The organism is Nocardia sp. NPDC050717 (assembly GCF_040654275.1).
Classification (GTDB): domain Bacteria; phylum Actinomycetota; class Actinomycetes; order Mycobacteriales; family Mycobacteriaceae; genus Nocardia.
Map to the genome: position 1 here is coordinate 760,716 of NZ_JBFAHR010000001.1, position 21,786 is coordinate 782,501.

The following is a 21,786-nucleotide window of genomic DNA, read 5'->3' on the forward strand; positions in this document are numbered from 1 at the left end:
CCGTTATCCACGGTCGACCCAGATGTCGTAGGCGTTCTCCGGAAGCTGCTTGTACGGGCGGTATCCCGCGCCGTACACGTGGGCGCCGGTCGCGATCTGGTTCTCGGGGATGTAGAGCGGCAGGCCGTAGGCCTTGTCGACGAGCGCGAACCGCTGCAGCTGCCCGTACTGCTTCGCCCGCTCGGCGTTGTCGGTGGTCGAGGCGGCGGCCTTCAGCCACGCGGACAGTTCGGGATCGGTGGCGCGGCTGTAGTTGAGCGTGCCCAGCGGTGTCGGCGGGTACCAGTGGTTCTCGATATCGATGCCGCCGGTGATGGTGTCGGAGTTGGCGATCGCGCCGAAAGCGTTCTTCTTGCGCAGCTCGCTGTAGGTGCCCAGATCGACGTACGACAGCTTCAGGTCGATGCCCGCGTTCTGCTTGGCCTGCGCCTGCACCGCCTGCAACAGCACCTCGCGCTGGTCGCGGAGCGTCGACTGCGCCTGCACCAGCTCGATGGTCAGCCGCTGACCGTCCTTGGTCCGGTAGCCGTCGGCGTCCTTCGCGGTCCACCCGGCCTCGTCGAGGAGCCGGTTGGCGGCCGCCTTGTCGGCGCCGTAGGTGCCTTCGACGCTCTTGTCGTAGAACAGCGTGTCGACGCTGGAGGCGATGCCCCAGCCGCGGGTGCGCTGGCCACGGTAGATCGATTCCAGCACGGCGTTCACATCGACGGAGTTGTTGAGCGCCTTGCGAACTCGTTCATCGGTGGTCGGGCCGAAGGTCGAGTTCCAGTACAGCGTGTAGGGGCTGCCGTTGTTCAGCGCGGTCGCGTAGGTGAAGTCAGAATTGTCGCGGAACAGCGAGGCGTCGTTGCCGGACACGCCCTCGATCAGGTCGACCTGGCCGGAGGTGAGCGCGCCGGTGCGCACCGACGACTCGGGCAGGAACCGGTAGGTCACCTCGTCGAGGTAGGCGGGCCCCTGGTGCTTGGCGTTCTGCGGCGCCCAGTTGTAGTCCGGGTTCTTGCGGAAGTGCAGCTCCTGACCCTTCACATAGCGGTCCAGGATGAACGGACCGGTGCCCGCGATCTCCGGGCCACCGGCCTTGAGCTGCGGCTTGTCCCACGCGGCCGGGGAGATGATGGGGAATCCGGCGGCGAAGTCGAGGAACGGGGCGTACGGGTCCTTCAGGGTGAACACCACGGTGCGCTCGTCGCGGGCGGTCACCGCGGCCAGGTGCGACAGCGGCCCGGCCGACCAGCCGCCGGAGTACGACACGTCCTGCATCGTGGTGAAGTTGCGCGCCACGGCGCTCGCGGTGAGCGGCGAGCCGTCGGTGAACTTCACGCCCTCGCGCAGCGGGAATGTGTAGGTGAGCCCGTCGGGGGAGATCTCGTGGCCGGTGGCCAGCCAGGCGACGAAGCCGCCGTCGGTGGTCCTGGCCAGCAGCGACTCGAAGACGTTGCGCAGCATCAGGTGGGTGTTGCTCTGCCCGTTGAGGTGGGGGTTGAGCGTGGTCGGCTCGGTCTCCACACCCCAGGTCAGCGAGCCACCGCTGACGGGTTGCGCGGATTCGCGTGCGGCGGTGTCGGTTCCGCTGCACGCGGTCACCAGCACGGCCGTCGCCGCGACCAGTGCTGTCAGTAGTCGGCGTGTCCGCATCACAGCGCGGCGCCCCTCTCCTCGATGAGAAACAATGGTTGATCCGTGGTGACCACCGCGCCTTCCGCGGCGTTCACCGTGACGATTCCGGCGTGCGAGGCCGTGAGTTCGTGCTCGAGCTTCATGGCCTCCACCACGCCGAGCAGCTGTCCTTCCTCGACGGGTGCGCCCGACTCGACATGCAGCCGTACGAGCGTTCCCGGCATGGGCGAACGGATTTCGGGTCCGGCGGCCGCGCCGCCGAGCGCGCGGTACTCGGCGTAGCGCACCTCCCTGGTGACGCCGGCGACCTGGCACTCCCAGCCCGCGCCCCGCCTGCGGACGACGACCGCGTTCTCGTCGACAGTGACGTCGTCTCCGTCGGCGAGAACCCGGTGCGTCGAATCGCCGTCCCCGGCCGGGACGCGCAGCAGCACGGTGTCGCCGTCGTAGCCGCGCACCCGCACGGTGAACGGGCGTCCGTCGACGGTGAGGTCGATGCCGCCGAGATCACCGTCGTCGGGATCGAGCCAGCTCCGGTCGCCGGTGGGCGCGCCGGGTGACCACGGCGTCACCGGGGCCGGCGCGCTGAGCAGGCCGCCGACGGCGAGCGCCGCGACCTCGTCCGGGTCGCCGAATTCGGTGACGGGGTCGATCCGATCGAGATAGGCCGTGTCGTGTTCGGCCGCGGCGACGATCGGCGCCGCCAGCACCCGGGCGGCGAAGCCGAGGTTGGTCGAGATGCCGGTCCAGCGCAGGTCCAGGCTCGCCCGCCGGGCCGTGGCCAGCGCCTCTTCCCTGGTGGCGCCGGTCGCGACGAGCTTGGCGATCATCGGGTCGAAACCGCCGGTGACCCGCAGCTTTCGGGTGAAGGCCCGCTCGGCGCGCACTGCGGGCCAGTGCGTCACCTCGAGCTCGCCTGGGCACGGCAGGAAGGCGCGGAACGGGTCCTCGGCGTACATCCGCACCTGCACCGACGCGCCGGTGTAGCTGATCTGGTCCTGTGTGGCGGGCAGCGATTCGCCTGCGGCCACCCGCAACTGCCATTCCACCAGGTCGATGCCGGTGATCTCCTCGGTGACCGTGTGCTCCACCTGCAGGCGGGTGTTCATCTCGATGAAGAAGAACTCGTCGCCGACCAGCAGGAACTCGAAGGTGCCCGCACCCACGTACTGCAACGCCTTCGTGCCCTGCACGGCCGCGTGGAACATCGCCGCGCGCACCGGCTCCGGGATGCGCGGCGCCGGGGCCTCCTCGATCACCTTCTGATGCCTGCGCTGCAGCGAGCAGTCGCGGTCGAAAAGATGGACGGCGCCGCCGAATTCGTCACCGAACACCTGCACCTCGATGTGGCGCGCCTGCTCCACATAGCGTTCCAGGTGCAGCCGGCCGTCGGCGAAGGCCGCGATCGCGGTGCGCGAGGCCGAGGCGAGCGCCTCGCGCAAACCGTTGGGGGAGTACAGCACCGACATGCCCTTGCCGCCGCCGCCACCCGCCGGCTTGATGATCAGCGGATAGCCGATGCCTGCCGCCGACTCGACCAGCGCGTCGATGTCGGCACTGGCGTGCGCGGTTCCGGGCAGCACGGGCACCCCGGCCTCGGCCATCACCCGCCGCGCCGAGGCCTTGTCGGCCATGGACTCGATCACCCGGGAACTGGGCCCGACGAAGACCAGCCCGGCCGCCCGCACCGCCCGCGCGAACTCGGCGTTCTCGGACAGGAATCCGTAGCCGGGATGCACGGCGTCGCAGCCTGTTTCGGTGGCCGCGCGAATCAGCGCCTGCGCGTCGAGGTGGCCGCCGGTGGGCAGTTCCACCGTCGACACCGCCGCGGCGTGATAGGTGAGGTCGCGGTCCTCGGCCACGGTCACCGTCGCGTACTCGATGCCGAGCCGGTCGCAGGTGCGCGCGATCCGGGCGGCGACCTCGCCCCTGTTCGCGATGAGCAGACGTGCGATCACAGCCGGAACACCCCGAACTTCGCTGCCGCCGGCGCGGGCCGGTCCCAGCGTTCGTGCGACAGCGACAGGCACCGGGCCAGCCAGTCCCGCGTGTCCTCCGGCTCGACTACCGCGTCGATCCACATGCGCGCGGCGATGTAGGTGGGCAGCGACTGGCGTTCGAAGCTGTCGATGATCGGCTGCTTGATGGCGGCCTCGGCGGCGGGGCTGAGTTCCTTGCCCTCGCGGCGCAGCCGGTCGCGCTTGAGGATCGCCATCACCGCGGCCGCCTGCTCGCCGCCGACACCGGTGGAGCGGGCATTGGGCCACATCGCCATGAACTGCCCGCCCATCGACCGCCCCGACATCGCGAAATTGGCGGCGCCGAAACTGCCGCCGATCACCAGCGAGATCTTGGGCACGCTCGCGCAGGAGACGGCGTTGACCATCTTCGCCCCGTGCTTGGCGATCCCGGCCCGCTCGTACTGCTCGCCGACCATGAACCCACTCACGTTGTGCACGAACAACAGTGGGATGCGCCGCTGGTCGCAGATCTGGATGAAGTTGGTGGCCTTGAGCGCGCTGTCGGGGAAGATCACGCCCTGGTTGGCGATGATGCCCACCTCGTACCCCGCGATCCGCGCGGTGGCGCACACGATGGTGATGCCGTAGTCGCGGCGGTACTCGACCCAGGAGCCCGCGTCGACGACGCAGCGCAGGATCGCCCGGACGTCCATCTCCTTCTTGGTGGTCGCCGGAATCAGGCTGGGCAGGCGCGCAGGGTCGTCGGCGGGTTCGAGGGCGGCGAAGGCGGGCGGCAAGACCGCGTCACCCGGCGTGCGGGCGACGATGTCGCGCACCATCGCCAGCGCCTCGACCTCGTTGACCGCGAGATGATCGGCCACCGCCGTCTCCCGCACGTGCAGGTCGGCGCCGCCGAGGGTCTGCGCGTCGACGCGCACGCCGGTCGCGGCCTCCACCAGCTGCGGGCCGCCGAGGAACACCGTGCTCAGGCCCTGCACCATCACGGTCTCGTCGCTCATCGCCGGGATGTAGGCCCCGCCCGCGGTGCAGATACCGAGGACCGCCGAGATCTGCGGCAGACCCATCGCCGACATCTCTGCGATATTGCGGAACATCTTCCCGAGGTGTTCCTCGTCCGGGAAGATCTCCTCCTGCAGTGGCAGATAGATGCCCCCGGAATCGGCGAGATACACGCACGGCAAGCGGTATTCGCGCGCCAGCTTCTGCCCGCGCAGCTGCTTCTTGATGGTGAGCGGATAGTAGGTGCCGCCCTTGACGTGCGGATCGTTGGCGAAGATCATGCACGGCCTGCCGTGGATGGCGCCGATGCCGACGACCAGCGCCGCGGCGGGCAGATCGGTGTCGTACACCTCGTGCGCGGCCAGCCTGCCGATCTCCAGGAACGGCGTGCCCGGATCGAGCACCCGGTCGACTCGTTCGCGCACGGACAGTTTCGTGTCGTCGGGCCGACGGCGTGAGGTGACGATCCCGGCCGTGTGCTCGCGCAGCAGCGTGCGCTGGGCCTCGAAACCGAGGGTGTTCTCGATGGTGACGGTCATACCGGCAGCTCCTCGCGATGCGCGGCCAGGCTCGCGGCGAGGGTGTCGGCGAACCGGCGGATGGTGTCGGGATCGAGGTCGGCGCGCAGCATCAGGCGCAGGCCCGCGCTGCCGCGGCGGATGATCGGGAAGAAGATGGGGGAGGTGTAGAACCCGGCGTCGAGCATGTCGCGGGCCACCGCCACGGTGACGTCCTCGCGGCCGAGCTCGACGAAGCGGATGGGCAGGCCGTCCCCGGCCAGTTCCGTGTCGACGAGTGCGTCGAACAGCCGGACCCGTTCACGCAGGTCGGCTTGCAACCGGTCGACGGTGCCGTCGTCGTGCAGGTCGCACGCGGCGACGATCGCGCCCAGGCCCGCGGTGTTCACCCGCTGCGACCACATCAGCGGGCCGCTGGTGCGCAGCAGGGTGGCCTTGCGGGAGTCGTCGTCGGCGGCGCCGAAGAAGATCACGCCGCCGCTGGCGCCGAATCCCTTGTTGAGCGAGGCGATCACGAGCGTGCGCTCGCGCCAGCCCTCGTAGGCGCCGAGCACATAGCCGCGCCCGCCCCGGCCGAGTGTCGAGATGCCGTGCGCCTCATCGAAATACAGGAACAGACCGTAGGTGTCCTGGAGGCGGTGCAGGTCGGCCAGCGGTGCGCCGCCACCGGTGCTGTAGACGCCGTCGGCGACGTAGGCGACCACGGGGTGCTCACGGCACAGCTTCTCCAGCGCCTCGATGTCGTTGTGCGCGATGGTGACCAGCTCGGTCTCGTCGGCCACCAGGGGTTTCATCGCGTTCAGGCAGAAGTGCGCGTTCTTGTCGAACACCATCAGCGGCGCCTGGCCGCCGGTGAGTTCGCCGGAGGCGAGCAGCGGCAGGGTCGCCCAGGCGGCCGCCGCACAGGACGACACGGTGACGGCGCTGGCGCCGAAGGTCCGCGTCAGGCGCTGCTCGGCCTCCTCCAGCAGGCTGAGCCGAATGCGCATGCGGGAGATGGAGGAATTGAGCGTCGCGGTCTCGTCGAGGCCGCGGTGCGCGCCCGCGACGATGCGCGGGTCGCTGTCGAGGCCGAGGTAGGAGTAGGAGGAGAAGTTGACGATGGCGCGGCCGTCGCGGTCGTGCACCGTGCCGTCGCGCATGTCGGTCGCGACGATGTCGACCAGACCGTGCGCGGTGCTGTCGTCCCAGAAGGTGTTACTCGTGTGCAGCTGCCTACGGATATTGGCGAAGTGATGACTGACCACTGGCGTTGTTCCTTTGCTGGCGAGGTACGTCAGGGAGTGGATTCGGGGGCCCGCACGAGCGCGATGTTCACGACGGCGAGCAGGGTGAGGACGAGGGACCAGGCGAGCAGCCCGGACAGCGCGGGCCCGGCCAGCGAGGCGATGCCCGCCAGGCCCTGCTGGATCAGCGCGCACCAGGAGACCGCGATCGCGGCGCCCGCGGTGAGGTGGCTGACGGCGTGCGCGGCGCTGTTCGGGAACAGCGTCGCCTGTCCGAAGGTCGTGGTGATGTAGCCGGCCAGGAACAGCGGCAGCGCGAGCGCCCTCGGCAGCTCGACCACCCAGGCGGCGGCGATCAGCGCGCAGCCGGCCACCATGATCCAGGCGCCGTGGCGCATCATGGCGCGCGCGCCGAGCCTGCGCACCGAGCGGCGCACATAGGTCGCGCCGCCGAGGTAGGCGGCGCCGTAGAGCACGCCGAACAGGCCGAAGACCCAGGGCGGCAGCGCGAACACGCCCGCGAAGACGAAGGCGGACTTCTGCTGGATCAGCACCACGATCGCGAAGCCGATCCCGCCGGCCACCGCGCTGGTGCGGAAAACGCGGTCACCGAGGAAACGCCGGGCCGGGATCCGCTGCGCCGGTGGTGGTTTCGGTAGCGAGATGCGCAGCGTGAACAGCACCGGGATCGCCGCGAGCACGGCCAGCACGGCGAATCCGTAGCGCCAGCCGACCGTCGAGGTGACGATGCCGCCGATCACCTGCCCGCCGCCGAGCGCGACGACGAAGGCCATCGACAGCAGCGCGAGCTGGCGGGCGAGGTCGGCACCCGCGAACAGGTCCTTGACCATGACCCGTCCGATGACGGCGATGCCACCCGCCCCGATCGCCTGCGCCACGCGCAGCCCGAGCAGCTCCGGCGCGTTCGTGATGAACGCCAGGGCCGCGCTGGCCAGCACGAACAAGGCGCCCGCCGCGACGAACGCGGGCACGCGCCCGAACCGCTCGGCGGCCCTGCCCCACGCGACGACCGGCAGCGCGGCGAACACCACGAACACCGCCACCGACAGCTGCAGCACGCCCTCGTCGGCGCCGATGTCCGCGCCGAGTGCCGGCATGCCGGGGAGGTAGATCGTCGTCGCCATCTGGGCGGCGACCACGGCGCCGCACGCGGCGGTGACGACGGCCCGCTGCGTCGCTGTCGACGCCTCGCCCGTCTCCAGTCCCACGGTCACTGCGCCCCCTCAGCTGAACCGCGCCGCGGCGCGGCGCGTGCATTCCGGGTTACAGATATACGGACCGCGGACAGCGCCGGACATGGTTGCGATCACGCTGATTTCGCGTGCGACAAGACCTTTCGGCGCGCGGTATCACGCGATCTCCGCGGCGACACCGTTGAGGATGAGGTCAAGGCCGAAGACGTAGTCGGCGTCGTCCGGGCTCTCGGGCGGCGTCTGGAACACCGGGGCGGCCAGGAGCTGGGCCACCTCGGGGAAGCGGCCCGGATCGACGAGTTCGGCCAGTGCCCTGCCGTAGTTCGCGTTGACCTGTGCCTCGTCCAGGCCGGTGCCCTGCCGCCCGTCGGTCAGCTGCTGGGTGAGCAGGCTCGATTGCCGCACGTGCATGCTCACCAGCATCACGATGCCCAGCTTGGTGCCCCAGTCCAGGCCGGTCGCGGCGAGGGTGCGCAGTCCGGCGTCGAGCCAGCCGATCGCGTGCGGTCCGCGCGGCGGTCCGGTGATCGGCAGTTGCGGTACCCAGGGGTGTTCGGCGAAGCCGGCCCGCAGTGCGTCGGCCCACCGGCGCAGCCCCTCGCGCCACCGGCCCGGTTCGGTGGTGATCTCCGGCGCGGGGCCGAGCGCCAGATCCGACATCAGCTCGAACAGTTCGTTCTTCGAGCCCACATAGCGGTAGAGGGCCATCTTCGTGAAGCCGAGGGCCGCGGCGACTTTCGGCAGGGTCACCTCGTCGAGTCCGTCCCGGTCGGCCAGTTCGACGGCCGTGCGGACGACGGTGTCGACGTCGAGTTCGGCCCGCCGCCCGAGCTTGGCCGGGGCGGGAATCCGCCAGAGCCTGCCCAGGTCGGTGGGCACCGCCTCGTCGGCCGTCACGGTCACTCCCTCCTCACGGTTCGGCGAATACTATCGCCCTTATTAGTATCTCTTAGATAGTATCCAACGGATAGTAATTGTTCGCGCAGGTAGAGGCAGGCAACGGCATGACCGATCAGCAGGTGGTTTCGGGAGCTCGGGTGCACGACGTGGACGCGCTGCGCGGCTTCGCGTTGCTCGGGATCCTGCTCGTCAACATCACGTTCATGGCCTCGGGCTACCCGGGGAATCTGGTGATCGACCCGGCCTACACCTCGCCCGTCGACGACCTCGTCCGCGGCCTGTCGTCGGTCCTGGTCGACATGAAGTTCTACGTGCTGTTCTCGTTCCTGTTCGGCTACAGCTTCACCCTGCAGATGACCTCGGCCGCGGCGGCCGGTGCCGCGTTCGCCCCGCGCATGCTGCGGCGCGTGGCCGGGCTGTTCGTCCTCGGCGTGCTGCACATCGTGTTCCTCTACGGCGGCGACATCCTCACCACCTACGCGCTGGTCTGCCTGGTGCTGTTCTGGATGCGGGGATGCCGGGACCGCACCGCGCTGCGGGTGGCCGCCGCCCTCTACGGCGTCGTGCTGCTGAGTCTGGTGCTGAGCGGGCTGTTCCTCGACGCGTCGGCCGTGCTGCCCTCGGCCGAGGAGGCGCTGGCCGCCGCGGAGCGGTCCACCGCGGCGATGCTCGGGGGCTGGCCGGAGGTCATCGGCCACAATCTGGACGGTGTCGGACTGCTCGTCCTGCAGGCTGTCAGCATGCAGGGACCGACCGCGCTCGCGATGTTCCTGCTCGGCATGGTCGCGGGACGGCGGCGGCTGCTGGCGGGGATCACCGGGGACGAACCGATCCTGCGGCGGATCCAGTGGATCGGCTTCCCGGTGGGCCTGACCGGCGGACTGCTTTACGCCCTCGGCGGCGGAAACGGGCAGCCGCTCGCCGTCGCCGCCGGCGTGGCCACCGCGCCGCTGCTCGCCGCCGCCTATGTCGCCACCCTGCTGCGGCTGATGCACAGCCCGCGCACGGCCTGGCTGCGCTCGGCGCTCGCGCCCGCGGGGCGCATCGCCCTGACCAACTACCTGGGGCAGTCCGCGATCGGGCTGCTGATCTTCACCGGTGTCGGATTCGGTGCGGCAGGACGTCTTTCGCCGGGTGAGACCCTGCTCGTGGCCGTGCTGATATTCGCCGCGCAGCTGGGCGCGAGCGCGCTGTGGTTGCGATGGTTCCGGTACGGCCCGGCGGAGTACGCCCTGCGCTGGATGACGATCGGCCACCGCCCCGCGTGGCGGGCCGCGCCGGACCGGGTCGGGTGAGGTTGTCCGGACTCGGCGGCGCGCGGTCCATGGGGTGTCGCAGGGGTCTCGGCGGTTGTGGCACGCTGGCAGCGTGAACCGGTTGGGTAGCGCGACTTCACCGTATCTGCGTCAGCACGCCGACAACCCGGTGCATTGGCGGGAGTGGGACGCCGATGCGCTGGCCGAGGCGGCCGCGCGGGATGTGCCGATCCTGCTGTCGGTCGGGTACGCGTCGTGTCACTGGTGCCACGTGATGGCGCACGAGTCGTTCGAGGACGCCGCGACCGCCGAGCAGATGAACGCCGGATTCGTGTGCGTGAAGGTCGACCGGGAGGAACGACCCGACCTGGACGCGGTGTACATGAACGCGACCGTCGCCATGACCGGCCAGGGCGGCTGGCCGATGACCTGCTTCCTCACCCCGGACGGCGCCCCCTTCTACTGCGGCACCTACTACCCGAAGCAGCCGCGGGGCGGGATGCCCTCGTTCACCCAGCTGCTCAGCGCGATCACCGACACCTGGACCACCCGGCGCGCGGATGTCGACCAGGCCGCCGACCAGGTCACCGAGGCGCTGCGCGGACAGGCCACCGGTCTGCCCGACGCCGAATTCGCCGTGGTGCCAGAGCTTCTCGAACGCGCCGTGCAGGCGATCGCCGCCGACGAGGACCGCGAGCACGGCGGTTTCGGTGGGGCGCCGAAGTTCCCGCCCTCGGCCATGCTGGAGGGGTTGCTGCGGCACTGGGAGCGCACCGGCGACCAGGCGGTGTTCGACCTCGTGGAGCGCACCGCGGAGGCGATGGCCCGCGGCGGCATCTATGACCAGTTGCGTGGCGGTTTCGCCCGCTATTCCGTCGACGCGGGCTGGCTGATCCCGCACTTCGAGAAGATGCTCTACGACAACGCCCTGCTGCTGCGCGCCTACGCGCACCTGGCCCGGCGCGTGCCCGCGACGCCGCTGGAATCGTTGCCGCACCGGGTCTCTCGTGAGACCGTCGAATTCCTGCTGGCCGACCTGGCGACCGCCGAGGGCGCCTTCGCCTCGGCCCTGGACGCCGACACCCAGCTCGAACCCGGCGGCCCCGGTGTCGAAGGCGCCACCTATGTGTGGACGCCCGCCGAGCTCATCGGCGACCTCGGCCCGCTCGACGGTGTCTGGGCCGCCGAGGCCTTCGGGGTCAGCACCGGCGGCAACTTCGAACAGGGCACCTCGGTGCTCACCCGGCGCAGCGACCCGGTCGACGTCGAACAGTCGGCCCGCTTCGACCGGCTCCGTACCCGGCTGCGGGAACTGCGCGACCAGCGTCCACAGCCCGCCCGCGACGACAAGGTGGTCACCGCCTGGAACGGCATGGTGGTCACCGCCCTCGCCGAAGCCGGTGCGGCACTGGAGGAACCGTCGTGGGTGGCGGCCGCCGTGCGCTGCGCCCGCTTCCTGCTCGACGTCCACCTGGTCGACGGTCGCCTGCGCCGCGCCTCCCTCGACGGCGTGGCAGGCGCCCCGCCCGGTGTGCTCGAGGACTACGCCTGGCTCGCCACCGGCCTGCTCGCGCTGTACCAGGCCACCGGCGAGGCCGACTGGCTCGCCGCCGCACAGGTGTTGCTGGACAGCGTGATCGAGCACTTCGCCGATCCCGAACGGCCGGGCAGCTGGTTCGACACCGCCGACGACGCCGAGACCCTGGTGGCCCGTCCGCGCGACCCCGTCGACGGTGCCACCCCGGCCGGCGCCTCCGCCCTGGCCGAGGCCCTGCTCACCGCCTCGGCCGTGGCCGAGACCGAACGCGCCGTCCACTACCGCGAACTCGCCGACCAGACCCTCGCCCGCGGCGCCGTCCTGCTCGCCCGCGCCCCGCGCACGGCGGGTCACTGGCTCGCCGTGGCCGAGGCCTCGGTCCGCGGCCCGCTCCAGGTGGCCATCACCGCCACCGAGAAGTCCTCCGCCGCCACCGAACTCCTCGCCACCGCCCGCACCAACGCCCCCGGCGGCGCCATCGTCCTGGCGGGCCCCCCGAACACGGCCCCGCTGCTGACCGACCGCCCTCTGGTCAACGACGCCCCCGCCGCCTACGTCTGCCGAGGCTCGGTCTGCGACCTCCCGGTCACCGACCCGACCGCCCTGGCCACGGCGCTGGGCGCGTGAGCCCGCTCGAGCCCGGTCGGCTGGTCACGCCGCTGGGCGCGTGAGCCCGCTCGAGCCCGGTCGGCTGGCGACAGTGCCGCGGTCCTGCCGCGACAGCGCCGCGGTCCTGAGTGCGGCTGGGCTCGTGGCGGTGCTGCGGCCCGAGCGCTGCCCGGGCTCGTCGGGTGCGAGCCCGCGCGGCGGCGCTGTCCCGGCCTCGGCTCGCGCGCCGGTCAGCGTTCGCGGCCCGGTCTGATGTCGGTCCAGGTGCGGGTGCGGCCGGGGATGCCGCGCAGGCGTAGGTCCTTGTGGCGTTGCCAGTGGGCGCGCTCGGCGGCGGTCGCCGCCTGGATGACCGAGTCGCTCACCAGGACTCGGCGCGTCACCTCCTTGGCGACCGTGGTGAGGCGGGCGGCCTCGTTGACGGCGTCGCCGATGACGGTGAACTCCAGGCGGGTGTCGGCGCCGACGTCACCGGCGAAGACCTGGCCGCGGGCGACGCCGATGCCCACGTCGAGTTCGCCGGTGGCGACCACCTCGTCGCGGATGCGGCGCGCGGCGCGCAGGGCGGGGGTGGCGTCGTCGGCCAGCGCCGACGGCGCGCCGAAGACGCACAGGGCGGCGTCGCCCGCGAACTTGTTGACCAGGCCGCCGTTGTCCTCGGTGGCCGCGACCACGGTCGCCAGCAACCGGTTCAGCTTGTGCACGAACTGGTCCGGCGCCATCTCGGCCGACAGCTGCACCGACCCGGTGACGTCGACGAACAGCGCCGAGACGATCCGCACGTCACCGGTGAGATCGCTGCCGCGGGAGAGCGCGCGCTCGGCCACGGTCGAACCGACGTGCCTGCCGAACACGTCCTCGGTGTGCGCCTGCTCGCGCAGCGTCGCCGCTAGCTCGTTGACTGAATGTTCCAGCCGCCCGATCTCGCTCGCGCTGCCGACCGGCACGCGCACGTCGAGCTCGCCGCGGGTGATCCGCTCCAGCGCCCGGTACATCGCCCGCATGGGCGTCGCGACCGAGCGGGCCAGCAGCGCCGTGGCGAGCGCGCCGACGCACAGGGCGACGATCGAGAAGATCCAGGCCGCGCGCACCCGGTCCTCGGCGGGCGTGGCCCGGTCGCTGAGCACGACGATGATGATGAGCCCGGGCAGCGCCGCCGACACCGCCCAGGTGACCAGCACGCGCACGAGCACCGTGGCGGTGGGATGCACGGTGGGCCCGAGGACCGCGGTGATGATCGGGACGGCGGGCCGGATGAGCCGGTCCAGGATCAGATAGGTGGTGCCCGCCGATTCGAGGGCGCCGAGGGCGAATCCGGCGATCACCACCGCGTCGTTGTCGTAGTCGGTGAACCGGTCGACCAGCCACACCGTCAGCGCGATGCCGGGGATCCACAGCACGATCGCGCGCAGGGTGATGGCGGCGGGCAGGGCGAGCAGCCTGCGCGCCTCTTCGGTCGTCGGTTTGCGTCCGGCGTCGAGCCAGCCCAGGTAGCGCCGGCGGTCGTAGATGGCCATGGCGATGCCGAGGCCGACGGCGAAGGCCGGATAGATCCCGAGCAGCGACGCGGCTTCACGCCAGTTCGGGCCGACCCGGCCGAAGACGCCGTCGGCCCAGGCGACGAGGAAGATCGCGCCGAGCCCGATGAGATTGGCGGTGATCACCACCAGGGCGAGTCCCCAATAGCTGCGCAGCGCCCAGCGGAGCAGCGCGTTCACCGCGCGCGCCCCGGCCACCGGCAGGGAGGCGCCGTGGTATCGCTGTCTGCGCTGACGGGTGACACGAATATCGAGCATAGAAGGCCGTGCCGACGCCGCGGCGCGCACGCGCCGGTCAGCCGAGCAGCACGAACCAGATCGCGATGTAGTGGCAGACCGCCGCGACCACCGTCGCCGCGTGGAAGAACTCGTGATGGCCGAAGTGCTCGGGCCACGGATTGGGCCACTTCGTCGCGTAGAGAATCGCGCCGACGCTGTAGATGACACCACCCACCGCGAGCAGGACCAGCGGCCACACCCCGACATTGCGCAGCAGTTCCGGCGCGACGGGCACGATCGCCCAGCCGAGCAGCAGATAGAGCGGGACGCCGACCCAGCGCGGCGCGGTCGGCCACAGCATCTTCAGCGCCACCCCGGCCAGCGCGCCGGCCCACACCACGATCAGCAGCGTGCGACCGGTCGGGCCGGGCAGCCCCAGCAGCGCGAAGGGCGTGTAGCTGCCCGCGATGAACAGGAAGATCATCGAGTGATCCGCCCGCTTCATCCGCACCCGCGCGCGCACGCTGCGCCAGGTCACCCGGTGATACACGGCACTGATCCCGAACAGCGCGATCACCGACACCCCGTACACCAGCGTCGACCAGCCCGCCGTCGCCGATTCCGAGAACCCCACGCCGACGAGCACCGCCACCGCGACGGCGGCGACCCCGACGGCCCAGGTGTGGATCCACCCGCGAAACCGCGGCTTCCCCAGGCCGACAGCCTCGCCGATCCCCACGGTGACAGCCTCCACGAAACCCTCCAAGGATTGAAACCTACGGTACCGTAGGTTGCGGTCCTACTTTACGTGAGAACGCCCCGCCACCACCAGGAACGTGCCGACAGCCACACCAGGGCGCCCCGCTGATCTCGTGGGCACATGGGTAACTCCCCATCCACCTCCCGCCCGGGACGCACCTGACCGGATGCCCGATGCGCAACTTCCCACCCACTCAATACCGGCCAAGTCGCGGAGAGGCGGGGGAGGCTAGGGTGCGTGGGTGGAGTTCTTTGGTCGGGTGCGTGGACTGCCGTATCGCATCTACGAAGCCAGACTGTCCAAGCAGCTGGCCGACAAGCAGCATCCCCGCCATGTGGCGGTGATGTGTGACGGCAATCGCCGCTGGGCGCGCGAGAACGGCTTCACCGACGTCAGCCACGGCCACCGGGTCGGCGCGCTGAAGATCGCCGAACTGGTCGGCTGGTGCGCCGACGCGGGCATCGACATGGTGACCGTCTACCTGCTCTCCACCGAGAACCTGCGCCGCGACCCCGACGAGCTGGAGACGCTGTTCGAAGTCATCACCGATGTGGTGGAGGAACTGTCGGCGCCGGAGCAGAACTGGAGCGTGCGGATCGTCGGCTCGCTGGCCGGTTTCCCCGAGCTGATCGCCAAGCGGCTGCGCACGGCGGCCGAGCGGACCAGCGGCCGCGACGGGGTGCACGTGAACGTGGCGGTCGGCTACGGCGGCAGGCAGGAGATCACCGACGCGGTGCGTTCCCTGGTGCGCCAGGAGATCGCCGCGGGCGAGTCGGGTGAGGACCTGGTGCAGTCGATCACCGTCGACGCGATCGGTCAGCACCTCTACACCTCGGGCCAGCCCGACCCCGACCTGGTGATCAGAACCTCTGGCGAGCAACGGCTTTCGGGATTCCTGCTGTGGCAGAGCGCCTACTCCGAGATCTGGTTCACCGAGGCGTACTGGCCGGAGTTCCGGCGCGTCGACTTCCTGCGCGCACTGCGCGACTACGCCGCACGGCACCGCCGTTTCGGCGTGTGATGTCACCGGGCTCGCGTACTCTGCGGGCAGTGGAGCCCGATCAGTCTTCTTACATCAGCTACGAGGAATTCGGCAGGCGTTTCCTGGAATACGCCGTATCCGAGCAGCGGATCGCCGAGGCTTTCGGTGAACTCACCGGCGCCGCTTTCGATTTCGGCCCGATCGGGGTCGGCCCCGGCCGCCTGGCGAAGGTGACCGCGCAGGTCGAGCTGGGGCAGCCGCGCATTCTGCGTTTCGTCGACGCCTACATCTCCTTCGAGCTCACCATCCCGCTGCACGTCGATCTGGTGGTCGACCTCGCGGTGGACCGGTCGCGGTTCCAGGTGGACGGCACCGTGCACCTGCACCTGACCGCGCGCACCGCCGACCCGCTGCGCGTGGTCATCGACATCGCCGAACCGCGCCCGAGCGACGTGCGGGTCAACGTCGCCAGCGCGACCAAGCGCGGGCAGCTGCTGCGCGTACTGGCCAGCGTCGACCACGAGATCCGCCGCTTCGTCGCCCGCTACATCGCCCAGGAGATCAGGAAGCCCGAGATCGCGGCGGTCCGCAACATCGACGTGGCCACCAGGTTGGACGCGGCCTGGAAGTTGTAGGTGAGTCGCCGCGGTCGCGGACCGGCGCGCAGTAGGCTGCTGCGCGAGACGAGCCCGACGACACGTGCAGGGGTGAGCTGTGGGAGTTGCGATCGAGCCGGGGCGGGGCAGGCGCGCGGTGTTCGCCGCGCTCGCAGCGGTGTTGCTGGCCGCGGGATGTGGTGCCGACCCGACCGCGCTGCCCGCGATGACACCGGCCGAGCAGCCGGACGCCGCCGGCGCGGTGTTCGCCTACCGCACCGCCGGTGAGCTGGCCGTCGTGCGCGGCACCGAGACCGTCCGCGCGCCCGGCGGTTTCGGTTACTCCTCGGCGGCGGTGAACTTCACCCGCGACGGCCGGTACGCCTTCGCGGTCGAGACCGATGCGAAGACCCTGGTGGCGCTGCGGGTCAGCGACGGCGCGGTGACGCGCACCGAATGCGACTGCACCGACGCGGTGGCCCTGCGCGACGCGGTGGTCGCCTGGTGGCGCGAGCCGGGCCAGATCATGACCATCGATTTGGCGGGCACCACACCCGCGGAACCGCGCCGCGATGTCGACCTGCCGGAGTCGCCGACGCCGCGCACCGGCGGCGGCTGGGACGGCGCCCGGCTGGTCGCGGCCACCGACGAGTACCTGCTGCTGGCCAGGGTCGAGTCGCGGGGGCTGTGGTGGGAGAAGACGCACCTCTACGCGATCGCCGACGACGTCATCCTGCCGCTCGGCCGGGTACCCGGGCTCGGCGCCGAACTCTCCGCGGCCGCCGGACCCGACGGGCACACCTTCGTGCTCGCGGGCTCGACCGCGCGCAGCGCCTCCTGCGGGACCGGTCATGTCGCGACGATCGACGTCCGCACCAACGCCGTCACCGAACTGCCGGCGCTGCCGGGCGAATGCTCGGTCGCCTACAGCCCGCGCTGGGGCGCGGACGGCACCATCACCGTCACCACCAGGAAGTGGGCCGATCAGCCCGGCGCGCCCAGCGCGGTCGACCGGTTGCAGTCGGCGGCGCAGGGCTGGGCGCCGGTCGCTGAGCAGCCGGTCGTCGACATGCTGCCCCGGGTGCGGGAATCGGTCGTCCAGGTCGTCGCCGGCGACCCGGCCGACGCCCGCGACACTCCGCGCGGGGTGCTCGTCGTCGAGAAGGACGGCACCCGAACGGAATTGGCCACCCAGGTGGTCTCCCTCGGCGCCCCGGTGGCCCGCGCAGGTTAGAGCTTGCGCAGGCGCAGCCGGTTGATGGTGTGGTCGGAGTCCTTGCGCAGCACCAGGGTCGCGCGCGGGCGCGTCGGCAGGATGTTCTCCACCAGGTTGGGCCGGTTGGTGGAGTTCCAGATGTCGCGCGCGGCCGCCGTGGCCTGCTCGTCGTTGAGCGCGGAGTAGTGGTGGAAGTGCGCCTCGGGATCGGCGAAGCCGGTCTTGCGCAGCGCGAGAAAGCGCTGCACATACCAGTTCTCGATGTCCTCGATCCTGGCGTCGACGTAGATGGAGAAGTCGAACAGGTCCGAGACCATCAGCCGCGGACCGGTCTGCAGCACGTTGAGACCCTCGACGATGAGGATGTCGGGCTGGCGCACGCAGTGCTTCTCGTCGGGCACGATGTCGTAGGAGATGTGTGAATACACCGGCGCGCACACCTCTTCGGCGCCCGATTTCACCTCGGTGACGAAGCGCAGCAGCTTGCGGCGGTCGTAGCTCTCCGGAAAACCCTTGCGGTGCATGATGCCGCGGCGGGTGAGCTCGGCGGTGGGGTAGAGGAATCCGTCGGTGGTCACGAGGTCGACCCGCGGATGGTGGTCCCAGCGGGCCAGCAGCGCCTGCAGCACGCGCGCGGTGGTCGACTTGCCGACCGCCACGCTGCCCGCGACGCCGATCACGAACGGCACCTGCTTGTCCGGGTGCTTCTCCCCGAGGAAGGTCGCGGTGGCGGCGAAGAGCCGCTGCCGCGCGGCCACCTGCAGGTGGATGAGCCGGGCGAGCGGCAGGTAGACCTCGGCGACTTCCTCGAGATCGATCTGCTCGCCGAGACCGCGCAGTCCGGTGAGTTCCTCCTCGGTCAGGACCAGGGGAGTCGACTTGCGCAGGGTGCGCCACTGCTTCCGGTCGAACTCCACATACGGGCTCGGCTCGCTCATCCGTGCCACTTACCCGACGCTCCGTCCGGGCGCACACGCACAGCTCGGCTGCCCGTCCAGTGAGATCCGGGATAACTCTGACCGCATGCCGCGATTGTGCTCCGTCCCGGCCATCCGCGCGCAACAGGGGGTTTGGCTACCGGTCGGTAACGAGTCACAACGCCGAGGTAGGGCCCGCTTTTCGGATTCACCCCGTAAGGTCGGACGGCATGGGGTCTCATCCACTTGTCACTGAATACCTGCGGCTCGGACTGGCTTTCGACCGGCTCGAGGAGGGCTTCGTCGACGCCTACACCGGCGACCCGCAGCTGCGCCGCGACAGCGAGAACGCGCCTGCCCCCGAGCCCCCCGAGCTGGCGCGGCGCGCGGCGGGTCTGCGGGCCGAGCTGCCCGACGCCGGGCTGTCGGCGCGGCGCACCGAGTTCCTCGACGCCCACCTGGTGGCGATGGAGTGCTCGGCCCGCAAGTTCGCGGGTGAGGACATCGGTTTCGTCGACGAGGTCCGCGCCTACTTCGATGTCGACATCGCCCCCGGCGACCCCGACGACTACCGCGAGGCGCACCGGCAGATGGACGAGGTGCTCGGCGGCGACGGGCCACTGGCCGAGCGGGCCGCCGCCTACCGGCGCGGTGACGAGATCCCGCCGGAGCGGCTCGCGGTGTGCGTCGAGGCGTTCTCCAGCGCGCTGCGCGAGCGGGTGCGGGCGCGCTACCCGCTACCCGACATCGAGACCGTCACCTACGAGGTGGTCGGTGACAAGCCCTGGTCCGGCTTCAACTACTACCTGGGCAACTACCACTCCAAGGTCGCGATCAACTCCGACCTCAAGCAGCACATGGGGCATCTGCCCGCGCTCATCGCGCACGAGGCCTACCCCGGCCACCACACCGAGCACTGCCGCAAGGAGGCCGGGCTGGTCGCGGCGGGCGAGGACGAGCAGACGCTGTTCCTGGTCAACACCCCGCAGTGCCTGATGGCCGAGGGCCTGGCCGACCTGGCGCTGCAGTCGATCATCGGTCCGGGCTGGGGTGTGTGGGCGCAGGAGATCTACGCCGATCTCGGCCTGCGCTTCGACGGCGAACGAGCCGAACGGTTCTCGACCGCCTCGGCGAAGCTGCTCAGCGTGCGCCAGGACGCGGCGCTGCTGCTGCACGATCAGCATCGCGGCGAAGACGAGGTCGCCGCGTTCCTGCAGCGCTGGAGCCTGGCCACGCCGGAGCGGGCGCGCCAGTCGCTGCGGTTCCTGTCCTCGCCGCTGTGGCGGGCCTACATCAGCACCTACGTGGAGGGCTACCGCCTGCTCGGCGGCTGGCTCGACCAGGCGATCGACCCGCAGGACCGGGTCGAGCGGTTCGGCAGGCTGCTCGACGAGCCGCTCACGCCGGGGGCGATCCGGCGCATGCCGGTGTGACCTACATGATGATGGCGCAGCCGCCCGGGTTGAACAGCGAGCAGACGATGTACTGGAGCTGGAGCAGCAGCGCCTCGATGGGGTTGGACGGTGCGATGGCCGGTGTGACGGGCAGGGAGTTCATGCCTGTGTCATCGGTCACCCGCGCAGGCGCTGTTACGGGTTCCGGCTCTGCCCGACCGGCTCGGCGAGCCTGTGAGCTGCGTCTCCCGGGTGGCGGTGGCGGCCGGGTTGCGCTATCCCCCTGCTCGGGCGTTCGCGCGCGGCCCATAGACTGAGGGTCGTGACGCAGACGACCGCTTCGGTGAATACCCAGTCTCTCGGTGAGCTCGATCCCGAGTTGGCCGCCGCGATGGCGGGCGAGCTCGCCCGCGAGCGCGACACCCTCGAGATGATCGCCTCGGAGAACTTCGTGCCGCGCGCGGTCCTGCAGGCGCAGGGCTCCGTGCTCACCAACAAGTACGCCGAGGGCTACCCGGGCCGTCGCTACTACGGTGGCTGCGAGGCCGTCGACGTGGTGGAGACCCTGGCCCGCGACCGCGCCAAGGAGCTGTTCGGCGCCGAATTCGCCAATGTGCAGCCGCATTCCGGCGCGCAGGCCAACGCCGCGGTGCTGATGGCGCTGATGAACCCGGGCGAGACCCTGCTCGGCCTCGACCTCGCGCACGGCGGTCACCTCACCCACGGCATGCGCCTGAACTTCTCGGGCAAGCTCTACGACGTCCACTCCTACGGTGTGTCGAAGGAAGACCACCGCATCGACATGGACGAGGTGCGCGACATCGCGCTGAAGGCCAAGCCGAAGGTGATCGTCGCCGGCTGGTCGGCCTACCCGCGCCACCAGGACTTCGCCAAGTTCCGCGAGATCGCCGACGAGGTCGGCGCCTACCTGTGGGTCGACATGGCGCACTTCGCCGGTCTGGTCGCCGCCGGTCTGCACCCCTCGCCGGTGCCGTATGCCGACGTGGTGTCTTCCACGGTGCACAAGACCCTCGGTGGTCCGCGCTCCGGCCTGATCCTGGCCAAGCAGGAGTTCGCCAAGAAGCTGAACTCGGCGGTGTTCCCCGGTCAGCAGGGTGGCCCGTTGATGCATGTGATCGCCGCCAAGGCTGCCGCGTTCAAGATCGCCGCGACCGAGGAGTTCAAGGACCGTCAGGTGCGCACGCTGTCGGGTTCGCGGATCCTGGCTGAGCGTTTGACCGGTGCCGATGTGAAGGACAAGGGCGTTTCGGTGCTGACCGGTGGCACCGACGTGCACCTGGTCCTGGTGGATCTGCGCAATTCCGAGCTCGACGGTCAGCAGGCCGAGGACCTCCTGCACGAGGTAGGTATCACCGTCAACCGCAACGCGGTGCCGTTCGATCCGCGTCCCCCGATGGTCACCTCCGGCCTGCGCATCGGCACCGCCGCGCTGGCCACCCGTGGCTTCGGCGACGCCGAGTTCACCGAGGTCGCCGACATCATCGCCGCCGCCCTCGCAGGCACCTCGGACACCGAGACCCTGCGCGCCCGCGTCGCCAAGCTGGCCCAGAGCGTCCCGCTCTACCAAGGCCTCGAGGACTGGCGCCTGCTCGGCTGAGCCCGAAATCGCACCGCAGGCCCCGTCGACCCAGTGTCGGCGGGACCTGCGGCTTTTCGGCCCGCGGGCACCTGTCGCGGCCTGGTCAGCCGAGCAGTTCGGACACCTGACCGCTCAGGGCCGCGGCGTGCTTGCGACACGCGGATTCGTCGGTGCCCGCGGCGGCTGTCCAGACAACGTCGATGTAGAAGATGCCCTGGATGGCGATCAGGTTGCAGGCCGGGGCGATCTTGCGGGCGCACCAGGCGGACCGGTCGGAGACGCCGACGGGGTCGAACTCCTCTCCGGGGCACAGCATCAGCATGTTGGTGAAACTGGCATTGGCGAGCGGTGGCTTCGCGTACTCCCACACGCTGATCTGCGCACCCGTGTCGCCGCCGCGCCATTCGCATTTCACGGGGTTGTCCTTGGTCTCGGGCGCAGGCACCGCCGCCGCGCCCGTCGGCAAGCCGGGCAGCGCGCCGAGTTCGGCGCAGGTCGGCAACACCTCGCTCGTGTCCGGCCCCAGCGTGATCACGCTCGAGCTGGTGGTCGGCGCCGCGGTCGACGTCGGCGCGGGCACCGGCACCTTCCGGTCCGGCACACAGCCCGCCACCGCCATCGCGATCATGACCCCGGCGACACCCGCCGACAACCCCCGCATGAAACCCTCCCCAATACGTCGAACGCGCCCCCGAATTCGGCT

Annotated in this window: 18 protein-coding genes; 7 read left to right on the forward strand and 11 right to left on the reverse strand. The window is 70.6% G+C overall.

Annotated features, from left to right (window positions below; translation table 11 throughout):
* Positions 1–3: 3 nt before the first annotated feature.
* From AB0H56_RS03540 to AB0H56_RS03565, 6 genes are all read right to left on the reverse strand, one after another.
* Complete coding sequence (locus AB0H56_RS03540; RefSeq protein WP_357157847.1) at positions 4–1,638, reverse strand: ABC transporter substrate-binding protein; 1,635 nt, start codon at positions 1,636–1,638, stop codon at positions 4–6.
* Positions 1,638–3,578 (reverse strand): biotin carboxylase N-terminal domain-containing protein, encoded by a 1,941-nt coding sequence (locus AB0H56_RS03545; RefSeq protein WP_357156621.1) that lies wholly within the window; start codon positions 3,576–3,578, stop codon positions 1,638–1,640. Before AB0H56_RS03545 ends, AB0H56_RS03540 begins: the two co-directional genes overlap by 1 nt.
* Entirely contained in the window at positions 3,575–5,140 is a 1,566-nt protein-coding gene (locus AB0H56_RS03550; protein WP_357156623.1) for a carboxyl transferase domain-containing protein, read from the reverse strand. Before AB0H56_RS03550 ends, AB0H56_RS03545 begins: the two co-directional genes overlap by 4 nt.
* On the reverse strand, positions 5,137–6,366 hold the full coding sequence (locus AB0H56_RS03555; protein ID WP_357156625.1) for an aminotransferase class I/II-fold pyridoxal phosphate-dependent enzyme: 1,230 nt from the start codon (positions 6,364–6,366) through the stop codon (positions 5,137–5,139). The genes AB0H56_RS03550 and AB0H56_RS03555 overlap by 4 nt, the downstream gene beginning before the upstream one ends.
* Positions 6,367–6,395: 29 nt before the next feature.
* Entirely contained in the window at positions 6,396–7,580 is a 1,185-nt protein-coding gene (locus AB0H56_RS03560; RefSeq protein ID WP_357156627.1) for an MFS transporter, read from the reverse strand.
* A 135-nt stretch (positions 7,581–7,715) separates the two neighbouring features.
* A complete protein-coding gene (locus tag AB0H56_RS03565) occupies positions 7,716–8,456 on the reverse strand; it encodes a TetR/AcrR family transcriptional regulator (protein WP_357156629.1) in 741 nt (246 codons plus the stop codon).
* A 77-nt stretch (positions 8,457–8,533) separates the two neighbouring features.
* Here AB0H56_RS03565 and AB0H56_RS03570 point away from each other — a divergent pair, with 77 nt between their 5' ends.
* Both AB0H56_RS03570 and AB0H56_RS03575 read left to right on the forward strand, forming a co-directional pair.
* Positions 8,534–9,754: a DUF418 domain-containing protein gene (locus AB0H56_RS03570; RefSeq protein WP_357156631.1), complete on the forward strand. Its 1,221-nt coding sequence runs from the start codon at positions 8,534–8,536 to the stop codon at positions 9,752–9,754.
* 73 nt (positions 9,755–9,827) lie between these two features.
* Entirely contained in the window at positions 9,828–11,879 is a 2,052-nt protein-coding gene (locus AB0H56_RS03575; protein WP_357156633.1) for a thioredoxin domain-containing protein, read from the forward strand.
* A gap of 212 nt (positions 11,880–12,091) precedes the next feature.
* Here the strand turns inward: AB0H56_RS03575 and AB0H56_RS03580 are convergent, their stop codons facing one another.
* Positions 12,092–13,657, reverse strand: coding sequence for an adenylate/guanylate cyclase domain-containing protein (locus tag AB0H56_RS03580; protein WP_357156635.1), 1,566 nt, complete (start codon positions 13,655–13,657; stop codon positions 12,092–12,094).
* A gap of 37 nt (positions 13,658–13,694) precedes the next feature.
* Complete coding sequence (locus tag AB0H56_RS03585; protein ID WP_357156637.1) at positions 13,695–14,372, reverse strand: hemolysin III family protein; 678 nt, start codon at positions 14,370–14,372, stop codon at positions 13,695–13,697.
* 247 nt (positions 14,373–14,619) lie between these two features.
* On the opposite strand from AB0H56_RS03585, the gene AB0H56_RS03590 reads away from it, so the two are divergent.
* The 3 genes from AB0H56_RS03590 to AB0H56_RS03600 all read left to right on the forward strand — a co-directional run bounded on the left by AB0H56_RS03590 (position 14,620) and on the right by AB0H56_RS03600 (position 17,190).
* Positions 14,620–15,399 (forward strand): isoprenyl transferase, encoded by a 780-nt coding sequence (locus AB0H56_RS03590; RefSeq protein WP_110036690.1) that lies wholly within the window; start codon positions 14,620–14,622, stop codon positions 15,397–15,399.
* Positions 15,399–15,995: a hypothetical protein gene (locus AB0H56_RS03595; protein WP_233000637.1), complete on the forward strand. Its 597-nt coding sequence runs from the start codon at positions 15,399–15,401 to the stop codon at positions 15,993–15,995. Before AB0H56_RS03590 ends, AB0H56_RS03595 begins: the two co-directional genes overlap by 1 nt.
* A 79-nt stretch (positions 15,996–16,074) precedes the next feature.
* Positions 16,075–17,190 carry a hypothetical protein gene (locus AB0H56_RS03600; protein WP_357156639.1) on the forward strand — a complete coding sequence of 372 codons (1,116 nt, stop codon included), beginning with the start codon at positions 16,075–16,077 and terminating at the stop codon, positions 17,188–17,190.
* On the opposite strand, the gene coaA is transcribed toward AB0H56_RS03600, so the two are convergent.
* Positions 17,187–18,119 carry a type I pantothenate kinase gene (gene coaA / locus AB0H56_RS03605; protein ID WP_110036687.1) on the reverse strand — a complete coding sequence of 311 codons (933 nt, stop codon included), beginning with the start codon at positions 18,117–18,119 and terminating at the stop codon, positions 17,187–17,189. The two genes, AB0H56_RS03600 and coaA, sit on opposite strands and share 4 nt — an antisense overlap.
* A gap of 200 nt (positions 18,120–18,319) precedes the next feature.
* On the opposite strand from coaA, the gene AB0H56_RS03610 reads away from it, so the two are divergent.
* Positions 18,320–19,522: a DUF885 domain-containing protein gene (locus tag AB0H56_RS03610; protein WP_357156641.1), complete on the forward strand. Its 1,203-nt coding sequence runs from the start codon at positions 18,320–18,322 to the stop codon at positions 19,520–19,522.
* A gap of 1 nt (position 19,523) precedes the next feature.
* Here AB0H56_RS03610 and AB0H56_RS03615 read toward each other — a convergent pair whose 3' ends face one another.
* The gene (locus AB0H56_RS03615) at positions 19,524–19,664 is read right to left on the reverse strand and encodes a hypothetical protein (RefSeq protein ID WP_357156643.1); all 141 of its coding nucleotides are present in this window, start codon (positions 19,662–19,664) and stop codon (positions 19,524–19,526) included.
* A 141-nt stretch (positions 19,665–19,805) separates the two neighbouring features.
* Between AB0H56_RS03615 and glyA the strand changes: the two genes are divergently transcribed.
* Entirely contained in the window at positions 19,806–21,101 is a 1,296-nt protein-coding gene (gene glyA, locus AB0H56_RS03620; RefSeq protein ID WP_280302687.1) for a serine hydroxymethyltransferase, read from the forward strand.
* A gap of 85 nt (positions 21,102–21,186) precedes the next feature.
* Here glyA and AB0H56_RS03625 read toward each other — a convergent pair whose 3' ends face one another.
* Complete coding sequence (locus AB0H56_RS03625; RefSeq protein WP_357156645.1) at positions 21,187–21,744, reverse strand: hypothetical protein; 558 nt, start codon at positions 21,742–21,744, stop codon at positions 21,187–21,189.
* Between the last annotated feature and the right edge of the window lie 42 nt (positions 21,745–21,786).

What these genes read in the sequence shown, in the direction of transcription:
- AB0H56_RS03540 (WP_357157847.1), bottom strand. Translation starts at nt 1,638, where the DNA reads ATGCGGACACGCCGACTACTGACAGCACTGGTCGCGGCGACGGCCGTG.
- AB0H56_RS03550 (WP_357156623.1), bottom strand. Translation starts at nt 5,140, where the DNA reads ATGACCGTCACCATCGAGAACACCCTCGGTTTCGAGGCCCAGCGCACG.
- AB0H56_RS03580 (WP_357156635.1), bottom strand. Translation starts at nt 13,657, where the DNA reads ATGCTCGATATTCGTGTCACCCGTCAGCGCAGACAGCGATACCACGGC.
- AB0H56_RS03595 (WP_233000637.1), top strand. Translation starts at nt 15,399, where the DNA reads ATGTCACCGGGCTCGCGTACTCTGCGGGCAGTGGAGCCCGATCAGTCT.
- AB0H56_RS03610 (WP_357156641.1), top strand. Translation starts at nt 18,320, where the DNA reads ATGGGGTCTCATCCACTTGTCACTGAATACCTGCGGCTCGGACTGGCT.
- AB0H56_RS03625 (WP_357156645.1), bottom strand. Translation starts at nt 21,744, where the DNA reads ATGCGGGGGTTGTCGGCGGGTGTCGCCGGGGTCATGATCGCGATGGCG.